Here is an 18,561-nt window from a genome sequence, read left to right as displayed (position 1 = left end):
ATTGAAATTGATTTTATTGAAATTTTAAATGTATTTGTATCCTGGAATAGTCAAAAACTCGATAAAATTGTCGTTCACGACCAGAATATCTAATAATTGTTCTGCCAATCTGTATTTTTGTTTTTCGTGATTCTCATCTCCAACGAGCTTTCTTATTTTTTCAAATTCTTCCATAGCCAGTCGGTGATAGTATTTTTCAGTCAGGACTTTTTGATTATCTAAAACCACTTTGTTTTGCAGCCATTGCCACAATTGTGATCTTGAAATCTCAGCAGTAGCGGCATCTTCCATTAAATTGTGCAAGGCCGCGGCGCCTTGTCCGTTGAGCCATGAAGCAATATATAAAACCGAAATACTGATGTTTTTTCGAACACCTTGCTCGGTAATGGTTCCTTTTGGCGTTTCCAGTAAATCACTTTCGGTAACGTATACGTCTTCTCTTTTTACCTGAATTTGGTTTTGGTTTGGCATGTATTTGTCGAATACCGTCATGGCAAGCGGAACCAAATCTGGATGTGCAACCCAAGTGCCGTCATGACCATTTTTTACTTCCCGTTCTTTGTCCGCAATTACTTTATCGAAAGCAATTTTATTGGCTTCTTCGTTGTTTTTTATCGGAATTTGTGCCGCCATTCCGCCTATTGCGTGAATATTTCGTTTATGGCATCTTTGTATAACCAATTGGGAATACGCACTCATGAATGGGGCAGTCATAGTCACCTGATCTCTATTGGGCACAATGAAAATTGGATTTTTTCTTAATTTTTTTATGTATGAAAAAATGTAATCCCATCGACCGCAATTAAGGCCTACAATATGCTCTTTCAGTTCAAAAATGATTTCATCCAATTGAAAACTGGCCGTAATGGTCTCTATCAAAACTGTAGCTTTGAATGTTCCGTTATTTACACCCAAATATTCCTGCGTGAATTCGAAAACCTCATTCCACCATCGCGCTTCCAGATAATGTTCCAGTTTTGGAATGTAAAAATAGGGCGCCGTTCCATCCTCAATAAGTTGTTTGTAATTATGGAAAGCATACAAACCAAAGTCAATTAGCGATCCCGAAGTTTGTTCTCCATCAATCAAAATATTTTTTTCCGGCAAATGCAATCCTCGTGGTCTGACAAGCAGAACGGCAGTTTTGTCGTTCAGGCTGTATTTTTTATTTTTTATCTTGTCTTCAAGAGTGATGGTTTTATTCACCGCGTCTTTCAGGTTTTGCTGTCCTGACATTAGGTTGCTCCACGTAGGCGAAGTACTATCTTCAAAATCAGCCATGAAGGTTTTTGCTCCGGAATTCAAGGCATTGATCACCATTTTTCTGTCGACTGGTCCTGTTATTTCGACTCTTCGGTCTAATAAATCCTTGGGTGTTTGCGCTGCTTTCCAATTGCTTTCTCGGATGCTTTTTGTTTCAGCAGGAAAAGTGGGTAAGACCCCCTGATCAAATAAATCCTGTTGTTTTTTTCGTTCTTCTAAAAGGTCGAGTCTTTTTTTGTTGAAATTTTCATGAAGTAAAGACAAAAAAGTCATGGCTTCATCAGTTAAGATTTCCGGGTACTGCTCGGTGGTTTCTTCTGAAAAATTTAACAAATTTTTCGAATATACTTCTTTAAAATTCATTTTTTAACACATTTAAATTGATACTATTAAACTTTTGCTGATAATTATTAATTATTCAACACTGCAATACTACAAAAAGTTTTTTACAAAACAAGCGAACGTACGCTAAAAATTAAAAATATTTTTTTTGGCGTAAATATTTTTTACATTATCTTTGAAATATGAATATAGAAAAGGATTATATCAAGTTAATTTTTGGACTTAAACTCAAGCAGGCTCGTACCAATAAAAAACTGTCTTTATTTGGTTTGGCAAAAATCACGGACCTTTCAAAATCGTACTTGAACGAAATTGAAAAAGGGAAAAAGTATCCTAAAACGGATAAAATTATTCTGTTAGCCGAAAAACTCGATATTTCCTATGACAATATGGTTTCCTTGAAACTGGATAATAATCTGGCACCCATTGGAGAAATCCTAAAATCTGGCATTCTGAAAGAGATCCCGTTGGATATTTTTGGGATTCAGGAAAATGATCTTATCGACATTATTGCTAACGCTCCTGCAAAAGTCAATGCGTTTATCAGTACGATTATTGAGATTGCGCAACATTATAATTTAACCAGAGAGAGTTTCTTCTTGGCTTCATTGCGTTCGTATCAGGAAGCGCACACTAATTATTTTGAAGATTTAGAGCTGAAGGTGTTGCAGTTTTCCAAAGCATTTTACGTAAATATTGACACTAAAATTTCGATTGAAGAACTCACAGCAATATTAATGGAGGAATACGGATATACGATAAAAGAACTTGTTTTTTCGGAACAAGAACAATTGGGGGATTTGAGATCGATTTTTGTGCCAAAAAGCAAGACTTTGTTACTTTCATTAGATATTGACGAACCTCAAAAAGCATTTATTCTGGCCAAAGAAATTGCGTATAATTATCTCGCAATCACCGATAGACTGTATACGTTCAGTTGGATTAAATTTGATAATTTCGACCAAGTTCTGAATAATTTTTATGCTTCATACTTTGCGGGAGCATTGCTTATTCCACGACAGAAACTGATAGACGAACTGAATTTATTTTTGTCCAAAACAGATCCGAAACCTCAGGAAATGATTGCTTTGATGAGCGGGTTTAATGTTTCTCCGGAATCATTCTACCAAAGATTGACCAATATTTTGCCAAAAGATTTTCAGTTAAAAAATCTTTTTTTCCTGCGATTGTCCCATCAAAAAGGAACGGACACCTATCAGATAAAGAAAGAATTACACATCACCAATCAGCAGGAGCCGCATGCGAATGAAATGAATGAGCATTACTGCCGAAGATGGGTTTCGATACGCACAATTGAGGAGTCTTTGAAGCAAAATAAAAACCACTTTTTTGATGCACAAATCTCCAGTTATGAAAACAGTAAAAATGAATATCTTGTTTTTTCATCCGCAACACCGGATCCGTTCAAGGTAGATTGTATCCGCAGTATTTCAGTAGGGATTTTAATTACTCCGGCCGTGAAGAAAAAATTTAAGTTTATGGAAAACGACTCCATTAAAAAACAAATTGTTGGGGTTACCTGTGAGACCTGTGCGGTAAAAAATTGTTTGGAACGTGCTTCGCCACCAATTCAGTTAGAGCAAAAAATGCGAAACGAGAATACGGAAGCGATTGTTCAAAAATATATGGCGAAATTCAATTGACTTTAAAACTCTTGTTATTTAATTGTAAATAAAGCGTTTACGGTTAGTTTGTATTTAAATAATTTTTATCTTCGTAAGAATTAACCTTAAATATATTAACTTGATAAAAAAAGTAATGCCTTTTAATTTTGTTCTTCTAACAATTTCTATACTACTTTTGGGATCTTGTGCTGACGATTCTGAAATCTCCGCGGATTCTGCTAAATCTATTGATCGTAACGAGTACATTAAACATGAAAAAAAATAGAAAATCCTTATTCTGTAAATAATTATCAGTAGAGCATTATCTAATAACAAACCTATAGATCGAGTGAGTGGCTATACGTTACCGCAATTAGAGCAAGCACCAGTGGGAGCAAGATCGTGATGGGAATGGCGCGATAATATCAAAAACAAATACGATAATCCAACTGAGATTTTTGCAGAAGAATTATTTAATAATTGGCAAGACTAAAAATATGAAGAATATACTATTTTTATTGCTCATACTGCTTTTTAGTAGCTGTACAGAACAAGGAGGAGATAGAAACCATAATTATACTATTATAAATAATTCAAGTGTTGAGATAGAAATCATTCCTTATTATAATGGTGTGAAAAATATATCCAATAAAGTAATTCTAAATAACGCTGATAAAATCAACAAAACTTTCACGGATACTCCACCCTACGGGCCGGATTTTTAATGCAATACATACCTTTCTTGGGTTCTTCGGTTCAAAATAATTTAACACATATTGAGATTACTTTTAACAACACGAAAAAGGTAATTTATCAAGAATGTACTGCAACAAATCAATGTTTTAATCAAGCTAGAAACATTTTTAATCCAATGTTTAGAGATGAACGCACCGAAGTTTACACCATTACTCCGGAAGATTATCAAAACGCGCAAGACTGCGGTGGGAATTGTAATTAAGTACTATGGAAAATAAATGAGGCTTAGTATTTTGTATAGACTAAGTCTTTGTTGAAATAAAGGCTGTCTCCATTACGAAGACAGCCTTTATTTTATGTTACACAGTAGTAAGATCCTGCAATACTTAATGAAATATATAAAGTGTTAGCACAATAACCCATTTTATAACACGACTAGGCTCGATTTGACAATGGTATTAATGTCTATATTGTTGTGTTTTTTATAGAAGTTAAAATGAAATTTCAGGATTCATTTTAAGGAGTAGAATATACTTAGAAACAGATTTCGCCATTTCATTGGTGCAGTCCATATTTTTAGGCCCGTGTATTTTTAGAACATCAAAAGAGATGATGTTAGTTTAGTTTTTTTGCTTATAAAAGTAAATTTAGGAGTTTGACGACAATTTTTTTAAAGTTGTTAAAATTGTATTTAGTGACTTTTTAAGAATTTGAAAAATAAACCATGCCAAAATTATTGATATGATACGTTTAATGTGAATATTTTAAGGATTATTGTTTTCATTTGCAATCGTTAAATTTTAAAATATATTGTTTTTGTTCTGCTAAATGACAGATTTACAATATATTAAGTGCCGGGTTTAAGTAAATTATTAACTTCGGAGCTTTAGCACTTTAAAATGATTATAAATTATAACGAAAAGGTTGTAGTTCACTACTAATTGCTCTATTTTTGTGTGATTCTTAAATTAATTCATTCAAATTCCTATGGCAAAATCTGCATTATTAAAGTCATCGATAGCAAAAAAAGTCGCTATGGCGCTTTCTGGACTTTTCTTAATTTTATTTTTAGCACAACATTTTTTTATAAACAGCACCTCCGTTTTTAGTCCTGACGCTTTTAACTCTATTTCTCATTTTATGGGAAATAATCCGTTGGTTCAGTTTGTAATCCAACCCATTCTTATTTTAGGTGTTGTATTTCACTTTGTAATGGGTATCGTTTTGGAAATCAAAAATAACAGTGCCAGACCAATTTCTTACGTTAAGAACAACGGCGCGGCTAATTCCTCTTGGGCTTCAAGAAATATGATTGTTAGTGGTTTAGTAGTTCTTGCTTTTATACTACTACATTTTTACGATTTCTGGGTTCCTGAAATGGTGTATAAATATGTAGCGGTTAATCCGCTTGACGAAACCAGATATTTCGCTGAGTTGACGCATAAATTTGAAAGTGGTATTCGTACGGCAATTTATTGCGTTTCGTTTCTTTTGTTATCGTTACACTTGTGGCATGGTTTCAATTCCTCCTTTCAATCTGTAGGTTTTAATAATAAATATTCAAAATCGTTGCATACATTAGGATATGCTTTTGCAATTGTAGTTCCTTTTGGTTTCATTTTTATTGCATTATTTCATCATTTCAATCATTAATATTCAATTATAAATGGCATTAGATTCAAAAATTCCTACAGGTCCAATTGCGGACAAATGGACAAATTATAAAGATCATATTAATTTAGTAAACCCTGCTAACAAACGTAATTTAGATATAATTATAGTGGGTACAGGTCTTGCTGGAGGTTCTGCTGCTGCAACATTAGCAGAATTAGGATATAACGTAAAAGCATTTTGTTTTCAAGATTCACCCCGTCGTGCGCACTCCATTGCTGCACAAGGAGGAATCAACGCTGCAAAAAATTATAAAGGAGACGGTGATTCAGTTCACAGATTGTTTTACGACACCGTAAAAGGTGGTGATTATCGTGCTCGTGAGGCTAACGTACACCGTTTGGCGGAAGTTTCCGGTAATATTATTGACCAATGTGTGGCGCAAGGTGTTCCATTGGCTCGTGAATATGGAGGGTTATTAGATAACCGTTCTTTTGGCGGAACTTTGGTTTCTCGTACTTTTTATGCACAAGGGCAAACAGGTCAACAATTGCTTTTGGGTGCTTACTCAGCAATGAATCGCCAGATAGGTCGTGGTAAAGTAAAAATGCACAACCGTCATGAAATGCTGGATTTAGTAATCGTAAACGGAAAAGCAAGAGGAATTATCGCTCGTAACTTAGTTACCGGTGAAATAGAAAGACACTCTGCTCATGCTGTTGTTATTGCTTCTGGAGGCTACGGAAACGTTTTCTTCTTGTCAACTAATGCAATGGGAAGTAACGCTACTGCTGCCTGGAAAATCCACAAAAAAGGGGCTTTCTTCGCTAATCCTTGTTACACACAAATTCACCCTACTTGTATTCCTGTTTCAGGAGACCACCAGTCAAAATTGACATTAATGTCAGAATCATTGCGAAATGATGGACGTATTTGGGTTCCTGCAAAATTAGAAGATGCGCAAGCGATTCGAGAAGGAAAGAAAAAAGCAACCGATTTATCAGAAGATGAAAGAGATTATTTCTTAGAAAGAAGGTATCCTGCCTTTGGTAACTTAGTGCCTCGTGATGTAGCTTCCCGTGCTGCCAAAGAAAGATGTGATGCAGGTTTTGGAGTAAACAAAACAGGTGAAGCAGTTTATTTGGATTTTGCGGCAGCTATTCAACGGTACGGAAATGAACAAGCGTATGTGAAAGGATTGGATACTAATGATACTAAATTAGTAACTAAATTAGGTACTGAACTTGTAAAAAGTAAATACGGGAACTTGTTCCAAATGTATTATAAAATTGTAGATGAAGATCCTTATACTGCTCCAATGATGATTTACCCTGCGGTACATTATACAATGGGAGGTACTTGGGTTGATTATAACTTGCAAACTACTATTCCGGGTTGTTTTTCCATTGGGGAATCGAACTTCTCAGATCATGGAGCTAACAGACTTGGAGCTTCGGCTTTGATGCAAGGTTTAGCAGATGGGTATTTCGTATTGCCATATACTATTGGAGATTATTTAGCTCCAGACATTAAAATGGGTGCCATATCTACAGATTTACCTGAATTTGTTGCTGCTGAAAAAGCGGTAAAAGACCAAATCGAAAGATTCATGAACAATAAAGGAACACATTCTGTTGACTATTTTCATAAGAAATTAGGGAAAATTATGTGGGACAAAGTGGGAATGGCTCGTAATGAAAAAGGATTAAACGAAGCAATTGTAGAAATTGCTGCTTTGCGTGAAGAGTTTTACAAAGAAGTAAAAGTTCCCGGAGATGCGAATGGTTTGAATCAAGAATTGGAGAAAGCAACTCGTGTTGCCGATTTCCTTGAATTGGGAGAATTATTTGCTAAAGATGCATTACACCGTAATGAATCTTGCGGAGGACATTTCCGTGAAGAATACCAAACTGAAGAAGGAGAAGCGCAACGTGACGATGAGAATTTTGCTTACGTAGCAGCATGGGAATACACTGGGAAACCAAGCGAAGCAATTTTACACAAAGAGCCGTTGGTATTTGATAACGTGAAATTAGTTCAAAGAAGTTATAAATAATTTAGTCTAATGTCTAACGTCTTAAAGTCAAGTGACTCCATGTCAATCGACTTTCGACTTTCGACTCTATGACTTTCAAACTAAAAATATGAAACTTACATTAAAAATATGGCGTCAGAAAAATGCCGCTGCAGAAGGTAAAATAGTTGAGTATCCTATAGATCATATTGAGCCAGACATGTCATTTCTTGAAATGCTTGACATTTTGAATGACGAATTGATCATGAAAGGGGATGAACCAGTTGCATTTGATCACGATTGTCGCGAAGGAATTTGCGGAATGTGTTCTTTGTATATCAATGGGGAAGCGCACGGACCAGACCGTGGCGTTACCACTTGTCAATTGCACATGAGAATGTTCAAGGATGGTGACACCATTTTTATTGAGCCGTTTAGAGCTAAAGCTTTTCCTGTAATAAGGGATTTAGTGGTCGATAGAAGTTCTTTTGACAGGATTCAACATGCGGGAGGATTTATATCCGTAAACACCTCAGGAAATACTATTGATGCTAATACGATCCCTATTAATAAGGAAGATGCGGATAATGCTTTTGATGCGGCTACTTGTATTGGTTGTGGAGCTTGTGTGGCGAGTTGTAAAAACTCATCGGCGATGCTTTTTGTCGCTGCAAAAGTATCTCAATATGCGTTGTTGCCACAAGGAAGAATTGAAGCTACTGACCGTGTATTGAATATGGTGAGCCAAATGGATGCGGAAGGTTTTGGGAACTGTACCAATACTGGAGCTTGTGAAGTAGAATGTCCAAAAGGAATTTCTCTTGAAAATATTGCCAGAATGAATAGAGAATATTTATCGGCCAGTTTAAAAGGGTAAACATTTAGTCCTAAAGGTCAAACTCAAAGGACAAGGATTGCATAATAATTTAAAACGCATTCAATGTCAAAGTTGAATGCGTTTTTTTATATAAAATAATCTATTATACACTAATCTTTCCATCCCCAAGGTGCGGCAGGCGTACCTACTGTTTTTGTCAAATCAAATTTCACGGTAAACAGTCGGTCAGAACCGATGCGCCTTAGGTTGTACGTGAAAGAAGTTTCGTCAAGAGTAATCCACCAAACATTTGCAGCAGCATTTGGAATCAAATCACAGGTTTCCTCATCTGCCGGAAAAAACTGAAGCGTTGCTGACCCCGCATTAGTCGCTGTACCTCCATATTGTGTCACCTTATCCTCCGAGCCATCTTCGTGGCGGTGGTCGTGTTTCAACTGGATGCGATCGTTATCATAAGCAAGTACCCATGTTCTTGATTTGTCGTCTCCTACAAAAAACGGAATCCGAATCGTTTTTTCATCGCAGTTGCGGACATGCATCACCAGTTTTTTATCCCGAAAAGTATCATTGGTTGCACCCTCTGTGACTGTTCCTTCAAAGGATTTCCCACATTGTTTTTGTAGGTTTTCCCAAAATTGTTTCGCTCCCGATTTTTCCTGTCCAAAAATAAAAACAGAAAACAGAAAAGAGTATACAAGAAATATCTTTTTCATAAAGTTCTTTTTTGCTAATATAATGAACTTATGGTATTGTGATATTTCTTATTTTTATAAAAAATAAAGTAAAATGAAAATTATCCTAATTCAAGCTCCTTTAGTTTGGGAAAACCCAAAAGCCAACCGAAACTATTTCGAAGAAAAAATCAATGCTCTTACTGAAAAGGTAGATTTGATTGTGCTTCCTGAAATGTTCACAACGGGCTTTACGATGAATCCAAAGGATGTTGCAGAAACAATGCAAGGCGAAACCATTGTATGGTTACAATCATTGGCAAAAGCTACAAATAGTGCTATAACAGGAAGTTTAGTTATTAAGGAAAACGGAAATTTTTACAACAGAATGGTGTTTGTATTTCCTTCTGGAACAATTCAGTGCTATGATAAAAAACACTTGTTTACTTTAGCTGGCGAAGATAAAGTATATACTAGTGGCACCCAAAAAACGATTGTAAATTATTTAGATTGGAAAATTTGCCTTCAAATATGTTACGATTTGAGATTTCCTGTATTTTCCAGAAATTCAGAGGATTATGACTTGGTGATTTATGTTGCAAGCTGGCCAAAAATTAGAACAAATGCTTGGGATGCTTTATTGAAAGCACGAGCGATAGAAAACATGTGCTATGCTATTGGTGTCAATAGAATCGGCATTGACGCAAATGGTTATGAATACATAGGTCACTCACAAGCAGTCGATTTTCTGGGGAATTACATTCAAGAACCAATAGAAACAGAAGGTTTGTTTTTAGTAGAATTAGACCCAGAAAAAATGCTGGAAACCCGACAAAAATTGGGTTTTTTGAATGACAGAGATTCTTTTGAAATAGAAAACAGGTAACGTTTATTTCTTCTTGTTGGTTTTCTTTTTAGGTTCCGGAATGTAGGGAAGACTTAAATCAAATGCCAGGTTGACGTCCCAATTTGCCCGAACAGGAATTTCTTTGGAAAAGTAAATCACTTCCTCGGCTTGACGTTTTTCTAAATAATTACCGGAATCCCATTCCTTGTTTTTATTGGCATCATAAATAATTCGGAGCGTGTACAGCTCGGGGTCAATTAAATTAAAATTTATTGTGGTGTTTTCCTCGGTATATTCAGTAGCTAAAACGTCCCCTTTTGCATTCGTGAGTTCAACAATGACGGGGAATTGTTTTGCTTTTTGCAACTGCACGGTCAGATTCCCATAATCAGCAGTGCTTTGAGTGTTTAATTTATACGTTAAAGTATCGTTTGTTTGTTCGAAAAAATCAGTTAACGCTCCAGGTAAAATTTCAAATGTATAATTTTCGGAAGGTTCTTTTATGAAATCAAAAAATAGCTTTTGATTGAATTCGTCGTATTTAGTGGTAAACGACACTGCATCTTTTGCGTTATTGGTTAGGTTTATTTTCGAATTTTCGAAACGGGTTAAAGGAGTATTACTTTCTAATGTAAATTGCTCTCTAAATTTTAAGGTTCCGTTTTGCAGAGCTATGACGTTTAAAGTATCTTTTTTCTGATCTTTTATTTTAAAGTTGAATTTCGATTCATATTGACCTTTGGCTACAGCCAAATTTAGTGAATCAGCTTTAATGGGCTTGTACCAGATTTGAAGGGAATCTTTTTTTGGAAATTTAGTAATGACAGTAGGCAGAAGATCGTTGTTGTTTTTTAAAATTATTTTGGGCCTGTCATCAGCAGAATTTATTAGTCCCTCATATCCTACTAACAAACGGTTTCCTGAGGCTTGACTAGGCTTAAATGTTTTAAAAGGAAGTGTTTCCTTAAATAATTCTAACTCATAAATAGTGTCATTTGGAATCGTAATAAAGTCTTTGCTAAATCCAATTTTATCTGTTTTTGGGTTGTATTTATTGTTGCTGTTGTAGTCTTTCATGGCTACAAGAAGATATTTCCCTGCTTTTAAATTCTCTAAACGAAACGTCTTCAAGCTGTCCAATGTGTTGGTTACATATCTTGGGGTTTCAGTATAAACAACGGAGTCCTTGAAACTGTCATTGACTTCGTAAAGCATAACTGATACGAATGATTCCACTTCTTTTTCATACGCACTTTTCAGAGTACCACCAAGGCTTAAAGAGTCAATATAATCGCCGGTAGAAAATACATATTTGAATTGATTTAACGGATTCCCTTCATTATTATCAGCAATACTTTGTCCAAAATTAAAGCTGTACGTAGTATTGGGTTGTAACGTATCTTTAATTTTTATGGTGATCGTTTTGCTTGCCGTTGTGGGTAAAACCAATGGATCGTTCTTCATTGGTGGCGAAATAATCAATTGTTTGTTCAGGTTTTTTATTTTAATATTTTCGTCAAATACCAACTTAATCTCATCTCCTTTGAAGTTTGTGTTGAAGTTTTCCGGGAAACTCATTTTCAAAACAGGCGCAATAGTATCTTTTAATCCCCCGGTGATAGAGCCTCTTTTGGCACAACCAGCTACAATAAAAAGCAATAATAAGAAGGCGTATTTTAAATTGTTTTTCAACATATCAAATCATAATTAGAATTTACAAAATAACAATTATAATTCATGTGATTGCTATTTTTTATAAAATTATTATGCGTAATAAATTCAACTTGCCTTTTGTGGGGACCTTGTTTTTTCTTTTTAATGTTTAATTTTACACTGAAAAATAATTGTAGTTATAATTCGCAGTGGTAGTAGAGTTTTTCAACTAAAGTAGCGTTGCGCTCAAAACATAAATAATGAGGAAAATAGAACACATTGGGATTGCAGTTAAGAATTTAGAAGTTTCTAATAAAGTTTTTGAAAAGCTTTTTGGAGCTCCGGCCTACAAATTCGAGGCGGTAGAAAGTGAAGGAGTAACAACTTCTTTTTTTATGAATGGACCGAACAAAATTGAGCTTTTAGCGGCTACCAATCCAGAAAGTCCTATTGCTAAGTTTCTTGAAAAAAAGGGAGAAGGCATACACCACATTGCCTTTGACGTAGAAGATATAGTTTTAGAAATTGCGCGTTTAAAAAAAGAAGGTTTTATTGTATTAAATGAAATTCCTAAAAAAGGGGCTGATAACAAGTTAATTGTCTTTTTGCATCCAAAAAGTACGAATGGCGTTTTGATTGAGTTGTGTCAGGAAATAAAATAAGTGTTTTTAGGATAATTCATTTAGTATTCTACTATTCAGCAAGTTTCTGCTTGAAAGCAATGAATCATTGAAATATTATTGAAATCTAAGTCAAAATATTTGGAGTACATGAAAAATAGTAGTAATATTGCACACTCTTAACCGGTCCTATAGCTCAGCTGGTTAGAGCACCTGACTCATAATCAGGTGGTCCCTGGTTCGAGCCCAGGTGGGACCACTCTTACAAGCCTTTCAAGTAATTGAAGGGCTTTTTTTATGCAGTAAACCCAGTAAAACAGGGGTTTCTATGATTTCATAGATTTTCTGAAATAGCCAACTTGTCAACTTTTTAACTATAAAAAGGGGTGCTATTCGGATACCCATTCAATTTTACGAGGGTGCCTATTTTCAAGTCAAAAATGTATGCTAATTAACACTAAATCAATTAGCTATGAAAAAAGAGAATTTCACAATTTTGTTTGTTATCAAACTCACCAAACTAAACGGTAAGGGGCTGTGTCCAGTCAATGTAAGGATTACCTATCAAGGTATCAGAAAAGAAAATGCAACAGGTTACTTTGTCGACCCAAAGTTTTGGGATGCTAAACGTCAATTAACGACTTCAAAAGCATTAGATGCTATAAGTACTAATATTCAGTTAGAATTAATAAAGCAGAAAATTAAAAACGCCTATTTGTCTATTATATTGGAAACAGATGATTTTGAAGCAGATGATATTTACCATAAATACCTTGGAAAACCTTTTAAAGAAAGTGAATTTGTGGTTAGATACTTCCAAAAATATCTAGACAAAATCTTTAAATTAATTGGCAAAGACTTAAAACTAGCAACATGGAAGAAATATAATTATGCCTGTATTCAGATTGTTGGTTTCATTAAATTCAAATATAAAAAGAATGACATCTCGTTAGATAAAATCAATTTGCAATTTCTAACAGAATTTGAATACTATCTTAAAACAGAACAAAATCAATGCCAGTCTACTATTAACAAGGCGATACAACGATTCAGAAGGCTTATTACAATTGGAATAGCTGAAGGGTTTTTAGAAAAAGATCCTTTTATACTGTACAAAGCAAAGAAAGTAAAAAAGGAAGTTATATTTCTAACTCATGAGGAATTAGAAACGGTCGAAAAGACACAAATATCACAGCCAAGACTTGCTTTAGTAAAAGATTTATTTGTTTTCTGTTGTTATACAGGGTTAGCGTATGTTGAGATGGCACATCTTTCTAAGCAGAATATCCAAATAGGTTTTGACGATGTTAACTGGATTCAAATGAAGAGAGAGAAGACACAACGTCAAATCTCCATTCCACTACTTTCTAAAGCTCAAGAAATTATTGAGAAATACTCAACTGATAGTAACCGCATATTTCCATCAATAAGCAATCAAAAATTCAATTCATATTTAAAAGAGATTGCAGATGTAACTGGAATTGAAAAACGTCTTACGCACCACATTGCTAGGAAAACATTCGCTTCAACTGTCCTCCTATACAATGATGTTCCTATGGAAATTGTATCTGAGTTACTAGGTCATTCAAACATGGTCATTACACAGGAAAGTTACGGTAAGGTAGTACAGAAGAAAGTGAGTGAAGCAATGATAAGTCTTTCTGTGAAATTAAAATAAGAAACGTATTTTGATTAAACATTCAACTTGTGATTAATCGGGATATTGCTTTTAGAAATTAAAAACATCTATCTATTTAAAAAGTTCAACTACATCAACCTCTAAAGCGTTGGCAACTATTTCTATAGTTGAAAGCGTCGCATTAGCTCTTCCCGCTTCTAATCTAGACATATTACTCTTCTCAAAGTTACACTTCGCAGCCAAATCTTGTTGAGATATATTCTTCTCAATTCTGATTTCCTGAATACGTTTACCAACCTTTATTTGTAAGGAATTTTCCAAATCTTAATTATCTTTTATGATAAGTCAAAATTTGTTCTATATTTGATTAATGTGGTTATCGTAAAAGATAACTGTGTTTTATTTTCACAGAATGTGGAAAACCGTAATGGAATGATTTTTAAAACAAATTACTTTGTTAACATATCACTAAAAGTGGGTATTGTGGAAAGAAAGTAATACACGTTTCTTTGTTAGTAAAAGAAACTAGCAAAAGTAATATAGGTTTGTTTTTAATTTAAAATTTAAGGAGTATCAAAAACAAACAGTTCTGAAATATCAATTTTTAGAGCTTTGGAAATAGCATATAAAGTAGTAATAGAGGTATTAATAACGCCTCTTTCAATTCTGCTGATTTGGGAAATTTCGATACCAAGTTCATTTGCAAGTTGTTCTTGGGTGAATCCTTTTGCTAAACGAAGTTGTCGAAGCTTTCCGCCAAAGCTAATTAATATGCTTATTTTATTTTGATTATCCACGAAATAAAATTCGTTGAATAAACCAATTATGCAATAAGCATATTTGCCCCTATTTGAATACAACGTAAATAAATAAAATTATTATGAAAACAAAAATGAAAACAAAAATGAAAAAATTACTTTGCTTAGTTACTGTTACCTTATTAGTAATTACATCTTGCTCTAAAGATGAAAGTGTTTCAGAACCAGTTACTGATACAAATAGCACAGAACCAATTACTAAGGTCTTAGTAAAAAAAAAAATACGCACTTACAGCGCCAATGATATTGTCACAACTACTTATAAATACGATGGTAACAAAATTGTAAGTGCAAGCAATGACGGAGGTTTTGTCGCTAACTATACATATACAGGGAATTTGATTACTAAAATTGAAGAAAGGGTGGATAATAATTTTCAAAGTTCACAAGAATATACTTATGTTGATGGGAAACTAGCTACTGAAGTTTTTAAACGAAATTATGGAGGCACTATCTCCTACGCATATACATACAATGCTAATGGCACTATTTCTTATAAACTAAATCAAAGTGGTACTGAAGGCAGTGCAGGTATATTAACTATTGTAAATGGAAATATAGTTAAAATAGAAACTTTTTTATATGGCATTCTTACCGTTACACAGATTTTCGAGTACGACAATAAGCATAATCCTTTCAAAAATGTCTTAGGTTTTAATTTGTTAATTGACACTTACAAAGATATGTTTTTTCCAAATAACAGGACTAAAGATAGTGCTGATGGACCAGATGTGAATTACACATTTAAGTATGATCAAAATAATTTTCCAACTGAGAAGAAACGCAACAATGTTAGTTCAGGGGGCTCAAATGACTTAACTCAGTACTTTTACTAAAAGAGTAATCTACACCAAAAAGGGGAAAGCTGAAAACCAATTTAGAGTAGATAAATACATTAATACTTGCATTTATAGCAGGAAAGTTTTGGCTGTTACAACTATTAGAAAAGAAAGGATTCCTTTTGAAATCAAATTCTTCTTGTGAAATTAGTCAATCAAAAAAAAGCAAATGCATTAGAATCATATTATACTCGTGCTATGTACGTTAAAAGAAAGAAAATATCTTAACTATAAAAAATTTAATTATGACAAAAATTTTAGTAACCATTGGAGCAATATTGGTCTTCCTATTAATATTTGGAGTATTAATTGCTAGCCAGAAGAGTAGTGGAAATTCAAATCCAGGTATTTTTGGAATTATACTCTTTGGAGGACTTATAGCTGGAATAAGAGCAATTTGGAAAAAACCAGATAGTTTAATTGAGAAAAAGAAGGAAGACGACAATTTCAAATTAGACAAAACGATTTAATAATGTTCAAAAATTACTATAAAATTCTTGACATTAATAAAATATCATCAGAAGAAGAAATCAAGATTGCATTCAAAAAACAAGCTATAAAATGGCATCCTGATAAAAATCCAAATATCGATTCAACAGAAAAAATGCAAGATATCAACGAGGCAAAATTAATTCTTTTAGACCCAGAAGCAAGAGCTAAATATGATATCGAATATTCAAAATTTGAAAAGAAAGAAACTAATGACAATCAAAAAAGTGAAAACAAACAATATTCATTTGATGATGATATCTTAGAAAAATGGATAGAAAATGCCAGAAAACAAGCAGTAGATCTGGCAAAACTAACAATTAAAGAAATTGCAGAATTAAGTGTTACGGCGACAAAAGCTGCTGGTTCAAGAATGCTTGAAATGGTTATCTTTTATGGAATTGCAGCAGTAATAGTAATGATAATATTTAGAGCATGTTTATAAACAATCAAGAAAAACTTAAAAAAATGAAAATAATAATAGCAGGATTAGCATTAATAATTCTAATTATTTCTTGCGGAAATAAAACTCCAACCAAATTTGTGGAAACACCGTTGTCCAAAAATTACTTTATAGAAATACCAATTAAATTTAAAAAATTTAAGGAGAACAGTTGGAAATTTCCTGAACATACCTATTTAGGTATTGTTGTTGCTAATGAAACCGCTTCAAATCTTGAAGATGAGTTAAAAAGCTATGTTAATTATTATAGTTCTCAAGAAATGTTTAATGGACAAACTTTTGTGAAAAAAGAAAAATTTGAAATTAACGGTTTTAAGGGTTTAATATCCTATTATGAAAAGGATAACAAAGGAAAAAGATTGGGTTTGGTGAATTTAAAATCTTACATAGTATATGCAGTTATTCAAGATAATACAAATAGGATTTTATTAAATTCTATTAGTTTTAATAATAACATCAATGATGATTTATCTAAAAGTATTAAATCCATAAAACTCAAAAAGGCTCTGGTTAACAAAACTCAAAATGATTTTGACGAAACAAAAGCACAAATAGAAGGTTTTCAAGTTTTTAAAAATGAAAATTTCATAATAAAATGTAAAGGAAAATTATTATTAGATATTTTAAGAGTAGAACAACTAGAACAAAACGGACTATCAGACAATTCAAAACCATTTCATGTTTTTGTAAAGGGAATCGATTATAACATAAATGTAAGTGATTTAAGTAATGTCTTAGAAGGTCAAAATAAAGAAGAGCTAAGTAAACATAATCAAGAAGATTTGACTTATTATCAAACAAAATTCGATGAAATGGCAATAAAAAATCAGCGAGGTAAATTTAAAAATATTGATGCTGTTTATTATCAAAATTCTCAAGAAAACAGACAATCAAAAGCTGTATATTTTCATCATAAAATGAAAAGTTACATGCTACAAGTTACAAGTAAACAAAATACAGATAAACTATTCAATGAATTTATCAATTCATTTGAAATAATTAAATTATAAGAAATGAACGCAAAGTTTATCTTAACCCTTGAACTATTTCTTGTTTTAGAAATATTACGGGGAAATGATATTTATTTGTGACTTGCGCAACTAGAAAATTTGCGAAGTACTAGAAAAAAGAACTAGAAGCTAAAAACTGCTTACTTACTTTAAACTGTTTTAATAAATCTCAAAACGGGATAATATTATTAACCAACCCAAACAAATGAAAAAACTACAAATATTTATTATCCTTTTTCCTTTACTATGTTTTTCACAGGATAAAATTACAGTATCAAAAGGAACAAAAGACACTTACATTGAAACTTACCAACATTACAGCTACAATGATAGCTATTCTATTAAAGAAGCTTACAGACTAGGTCCTTCAAGTGCAAAATTATTAAAGGATGCAATTTCTACATCTATAAAATGGTCAAAACTGAATGAAGAACACGAAAAAGAATTTGAAAAAGAAATTGTTAGGTTTAAAGTAATGGATAAAGAAAGTTATAAATTTCATGGATATGTCGATAAGTTTACACAAGAATTCACTTTAATTTTCAGAGGGTACGAAGATGGAATATTCGAAGTAATTATTAAAAAATACGACGGATACGAAGATTTTATAAAAATTGACACTATGAGTCAGCTGGTTAATTTTCAAGACTTACTTAATGGCAAATCTGCAAACAACGAAATTGATGAAATTTTTTCAAAATAATATGAAATCTTAAAAACAAAATAATATGATAAAACTTGAAAACAGATATCCAAATTTCATGGAAGCAATGCAAAGTATGAAACAAGGTACTGACATGAGGTTGGATTCAAGCAGTATTTCCAAAATTGAATATAGAATGACATTTCATATCTTAAATAATAAACTGGGAGATATTTCACTTGAATTAAATGAAGTTTTCAGCAATGAAGTTTCGATAACTTTTACCACAATAAAGAATTTTATGAAACAAGCACAAACTACAAGTAGATTAGTTAAAAATGATTTGTCGGTTGAAGAATGGATAGGACTTATTTCTACAACAATGATTGAGCACAATTCTAATACTGGATATGCAAATAAAAACTGCACATTAAGTTAAGCTACATTTTTGTAATTAATTTGATTGTTAAATTCTTCAAT

General features: G+C 33.1%; 20 protein-coding genes and 1 tRNA gene. 16 read left to right on the top strand and 5 right to left on the bottom strand.

The features are described 5' to 3' along the window. Positions 1-24: 24 nt before the first annotated feature. A complete protein-coding gene (gene aceB / locus EKL97_RS14255) occupies positions 25-1,626 on the bottom strand; it encodes a malate synthase A (protein WP_126569150.1) in 1,602 nt (533 codons plus the stop codon). A 161-nt stretch (positions 1,627-1,787) separates the two neighbouring features. Between aceB and EKL97_RS14250 the strand changes: the two genes are divergently transcribed. From EKL97_RS14250 to EKL97_RS14225, 6 genes are all read left to right on the top strand, one after another. Beyond that, entirely contained in the window at positions 1,788-3,269 is a 1,482-nt protein-coding gene (locus tag EKL97_RS14250) for a helix-turn-helix domain-containing protein (protein WP_126458099.1), read from the top strand. A gap of 458 nt (positions 3,270-3,727) precedes the next feature. After that, the gene (locus EKL97_RS14245) at positions 3,728-3,955 is read left to right on the top strand and encodes a hypothetical protein (RefSeq protein ID WP_126564379.1); all 228 of its coding nucleotides are present in this window, start codon (positions 3,728-3,730) and stop codon (positions 3,953-3,955) included. After that, complete coding sequence (locus EKL97_RS14240; protein WP_126564378.1) at positions 3,955-4,188, top strand: hypothetical protein; 234 nt, start codon at positions 3,955-3,957, stop codon at positions 4,186-4,188. The genes EKL97_RS14245 and EKL97_RS14240 overlap by 1 nt, the downstream gene beginning before the upstream one ends. A 725-nt stretch (positions 4,189-4,913) precedes the next feature. Next, complete coding sequence (locus tag EKL97_RS14235; RefSeq protein ID WP_126569149.1) at positions 4,914-5,579, top strand: succinate dehydrogenase cytochrome b subunit; 666 nt, start codon at positions 4,914-4,916, stop codon at positions 5,577-5,579. A 13-nt stretch (positions 5,580-5,592) separates the two neighbouring features. Further along, complete coding sequence (locus tag EKL97_RS14230) at positions 5,593-7,593, top strand: fumarate reductase/succinate dehydrogenase flavoprotein subunit (protein ID WP_126458093.1); 2,001 nt, start codon at positions 5,593-5,595, stop codon at positions 7,591-7,593. An 88-nt stretch (positions 7,594-7,681) separates the two neighbouring features. Next, the gene (locus tag EKL97_RS14225; protein ID WP_126458090.1) at positions 7,682-8,428 is read left to right on the top strand and encodes a succinate dehydrogenase/fumarate reductase iron-sulfur subunit; all 747 of its coding nucleotides are present in this window, start codon (positions 7,682-7,684) and stop codon (positions 8,426-8,428) included. Positions 8,429-8,538: 110 nt separating this feature from the next. Here EKL97_RS14225 and EKL97_RS14220 read toward each other — a convergent pair whose 3' ends face one another. Continuing rightward, positions 8,539-9,102, bottom strand: coding sequence for a hypothetical protein (locus tag EKL97_RS14220; RefSeq protein WP_126569148.1), 564 nt, complete (start codon positions 9,100-9,102; stop codon positions 8,539-8,541). 73 nt (positions 9,103-9,175) lie between these two features. Between EKL97_RS14220 and EKL97_RS14215 the strand changes: the two genes are divergently transcribed. After that, positions 9,176-9,946, top strand: coding sequence for an amidohydrolase (locus EKL97_RS14215; RefSeq protein WP_126569147.1), 771 nt, complete (start codon positions 9,176-9,178; stop codon positions 9,944-9,946). 3 nt (positions 9,947-9,949) lie between these two features. On the opposite strand, the gene EKL97_RS14210 is transcribed toward EKL97_RS14215, so the two are convergent. Further along, the gene (locus tag EKL97_RS14210; RefSeq protein WP_126569146.1) at positions 9,950-11,602 is read right to left on the bottom strand and encodes an Ig-like domain-containing protein; all 1,653 of its coding nucleotides are present in this window, start codon (positions 11,600-11,602) and stop codon (positions 9,950-9,952) included. Positions 11,603-11,820: 218 nt separating this feature from the next. On the opposite strand from EKL97_RS14210, the gene mce reads away from it, so the two are divergent. The 3 genes from mce (at position 11,821) to EKL97_RS14195 (ending at position 13,858) form a co-directional block, all read left to right on the top strand. Next, a complete protein-coding gene (gene mce / locus EKL97_RS14205; protein ID WP_126569145.1) occupies positions 11,821-12,222 on the top strand; it encodes a methylmalonyl-CoA epimerase in 402 nt (133 codons plus the stop codon). Between the two features lie 143 nt (positions 12,223-12,365). Then, positions 12,366-12,439, top strand: a tRNA-Ile gene (locus EKL97_RS14200). 213 nt (positions 12,440-12,652) lie between these two features. Then, entirely contained in the window at positions 12,653-13,858 is a 1,206-nt protein-coding gene (locus EKL97_RS14195) for a site-specific integrase (RefSeq protein WP_126569144.1), read from the top strand. 72 nt (positions 13,859-13,930) lie between these two features. On the opposite strand, the gene EKL97_RS14190 is transcribed toward EKL97_RS14195, so the two are convergent. Together EKL97_RS14190 and EKL97_RS14185 are read right to left on the bottom strand one after the other, a co-directional pair. Continuing rightward, positions 13,931-14,140: a helix-turn-helix domain-containing protein gene (locus EKL97_RS14190; protein ID WP_126569143.1), complete on the bottom strand. Its 210-nt coding sequence runs from the start codon at positions 14,138-14,140 to the stop codon at positions 13,931-13,933. 242 nt (positions 14,141-14,382) lie between these two features. Further along, positions 14,383-14,616, bottom strand: a complete 234-nt coding sequence (locus EKL97_RS14185) for a helix-turn-helix domain-containing protein (protein ID WP_126569142.1) — start codon at positions 14,614-14,616, stop codon at positions 14,383-14,385. Positions 14,617-14,699: 83 nt separating this feature from the next. Here EKL97_RS14185 and EKL97_RS14180 point away from each other — a divergent pair, with 83 nt between their 5' ends. From EKL97_RS14180 to EKL97_RS14155, 6 genes are all read left to right on the top strand, one after another. After that, positions 14,700-15,473 carry a hypothetical protein gene (locus tag EKL97_RS14180; protein ID WP_126569141.1) on the top strand — a complete coding sequence of 258 codons (774 nt, stop codon included), beginning with the start codon at positions 14,700-14,702 and terminating at the stop codon, positions 15,471-15,473. Positions 15,474-15,721: 248 nt separating this feature from the next. Beyond that, positions 15,722-15,946 carry a hypothetical protein gene (locus EKL97_RS14175; protein WP_126569140.1) on the top strand — a complete coding sequence of 75 codons (225 nt, stop codon included), beginning with the start codon at positions 15,722-15,724 and terminating at the stop codon, positions 15,944-15,946. 2 nt (positions 15,947-15,948) lie between these two features. Then, entirely contained in the window at positions 15,949-16,410 is a 462-nt protein-coding gene (locus EKL97_RS14170; protein WP_126569139.1) for a DnaJ domain-containing protein, read from the top strand. A gap of 23 nt (positions 16,411-16,433) precedes the next feature. Then, complete coding sequence (locus EKL97_RS14165; RefSeq protein ID WP_126569138.1) at positions 16,434-17,438, top strand: hypothetical protein; 1,005 nt, start codon at positions 16,434-16,436, stop codon at positions 17,436-17,438. A 205-nt stretch (positions 17,439-17,643) separates the two neighbouring features. Then, the gene (locus EKL97_RS14160) at positions 17,644-18,141 is read left to right on the top strand and encodes a hypothetical protein (protein ID WP_126569137.1); all 498 of its coding nucleotides are present in this window, start codon (positions 17,644-17,646) and stop codon (positions 18,139-18,141) included. Positions 18,142-18,166: 25 nt separating this feature from the next. After that, the gene (locus EKL97_RS14155; protein ID WP_126569136.1) at positions 18,167-18,520 is read left to right on the top strand and encodes a hypothetical protein; all 354 of its coding nucleotides are present in this window, start codon (positions 18,167-18,169) and stop codon (positions 18,518-18,520) included. The last annotated feature ends 41 nt before the right edge of the window (positions 18,521-18,561 follow it).

Source organism: Flavobacterium sp. LS1P28 (genome assembly GCF_003970335.1).
Taxonomy (GTDB): Bacteria; Bacteroidota; Bacteroidia; order Flavobacteriales; family Flavobacteriaceae; genus Flavobacterium.
Note: the sequence above shows the minus strand (reverse complement) of the source record. Positions and strands in the feature narration are given on the sequence as shown.

Excerpts from the sequence above, each read along its gene's own strand:
- EKL97_RS14180 (WP_126569141.1), top strand. The coding sequence starts at position 14,700 with ATGAAAACAAAAATGAAAACAAAAATGAAAAAATTACTTTGCTTAGTT.
- EKL97_RS14175 (WP_126569140.1), top strand. The coding sequence starts at position 15,722 with ATGACAAAAATTTTAGTAACCATTGGAGCAATATTGGTCTTCCTATTA.
- EKL97_RS14220 (WP_126569148.1), bottom strand. The coding sequence starts at position 9,102 with ATGAAAAAGATATTTCTTGTATACTCTTTTCTGTTTTCTGTTTTTATT.
- EKL97_RS14235 (WP_126569149.1), top strand. The coding sequence starts at position 4,914 with ATGGCAAAATCTGCATTATTAAAGTCATCGATAGCAAAAAAAGTCGCT.
- EKL97_RS14160 (WP_126569137.1), top strand. The coding sequence starts at position 17,644 with ATGAAAAAACTACAAATATTTATTATCCTTTTTCCTTTACTATGTTTT.
- EKL97_RS14250 (WP_126458099.1), top strand. The coding sequence starts at position 1,788 with ATGAATATAGAAAAGGATTATATCAAGTTAATTTTTGGACTTAAACTC.
- EKL97_RS14210 (WP_126569146.1), bottom strand. The coding sequence starts at position 11,602 with ATGTTGAAAAACAATTTAAAATACGCCTTCTTATTATTGCTTTTTATT.
- EKL97_RS14245 (WP_126564379.1), top strand. The coding sequence starts at position 3,728 with ATGAAGAATATACTATTTTTATTGCTCATACTGCTTTTTAGTAGCTGT.
- EKL97_RS14195 (WP_126569144.1), top strand. The coding sequence starts at position 12,653 with ATGAAAAAAGAGAATTTCACAATTTTGTTTGTTATCAAACTCACCAAA.
- aceB (WP_126569150.1), bottom strand. The coding sequence starts at position 1,626 with ATGAATTTTAAAGAAGTATATTCGAAAAATTTGTTAAATTTTTCAGAA.
- EKL97_RS14230 (WP_126458093.1), top strand. The coding sequence starts at position 5,593 with ATGGCATTAGATTCAAAAATTCCTACAGGTCCAATTGCGGACAAATGG.
- EKL97_RS14155 (WP_126569136.1), top strand. The coding sequence starts at position 18,167 with ATGATAAAACTTGAAAACAGATATCCAAATTTCATGGAAGCAATGCAA.
- mce (WP_126569145.1), top strand. The coding sequence starts at position 11,821 with ATGAGGAAAATAGAACACATTGGGATTGCAGTTAAGAATTTAGAAGTT.
- EKL97_RS14165 (WP_126569138.1), top strand. The coding sequence starts at position 16,434 with ATGAAAATAATAATAGCAGGATTAGCATTAATAATTCTAATTATTTCT.
- EKL97_RS14240 (WP_126564378.1), top strand. The coding sequence starts at position 3,955 with ATGCAATACATACCTTTCTTGGGTTCTTCGGTTCAAAATAATTTAACA.
- EKL97_RS14215 (WP_126569147.1), top strand. The coding sequence starts at position 9,176 with ATGAAAATTATCCTAATTCAAGCTCCTTTAGTTTGGGAAAACCCAAAA.
- EKL97_RS14170 (WP_126569139.1), top strand. The coding sequence starts at position 15,949 with ATGTTCAAAAATTACTATAAAATTCTTGACATTAATAAAATATCATCA.
- EKL97_RS14225 (WP_126458090.1), top strand. The coding sequence starts at position 7,682 with ATGAAACTTACATTAAAAATATGGCGTCAGAAAAATGCCGCTGCAGAA.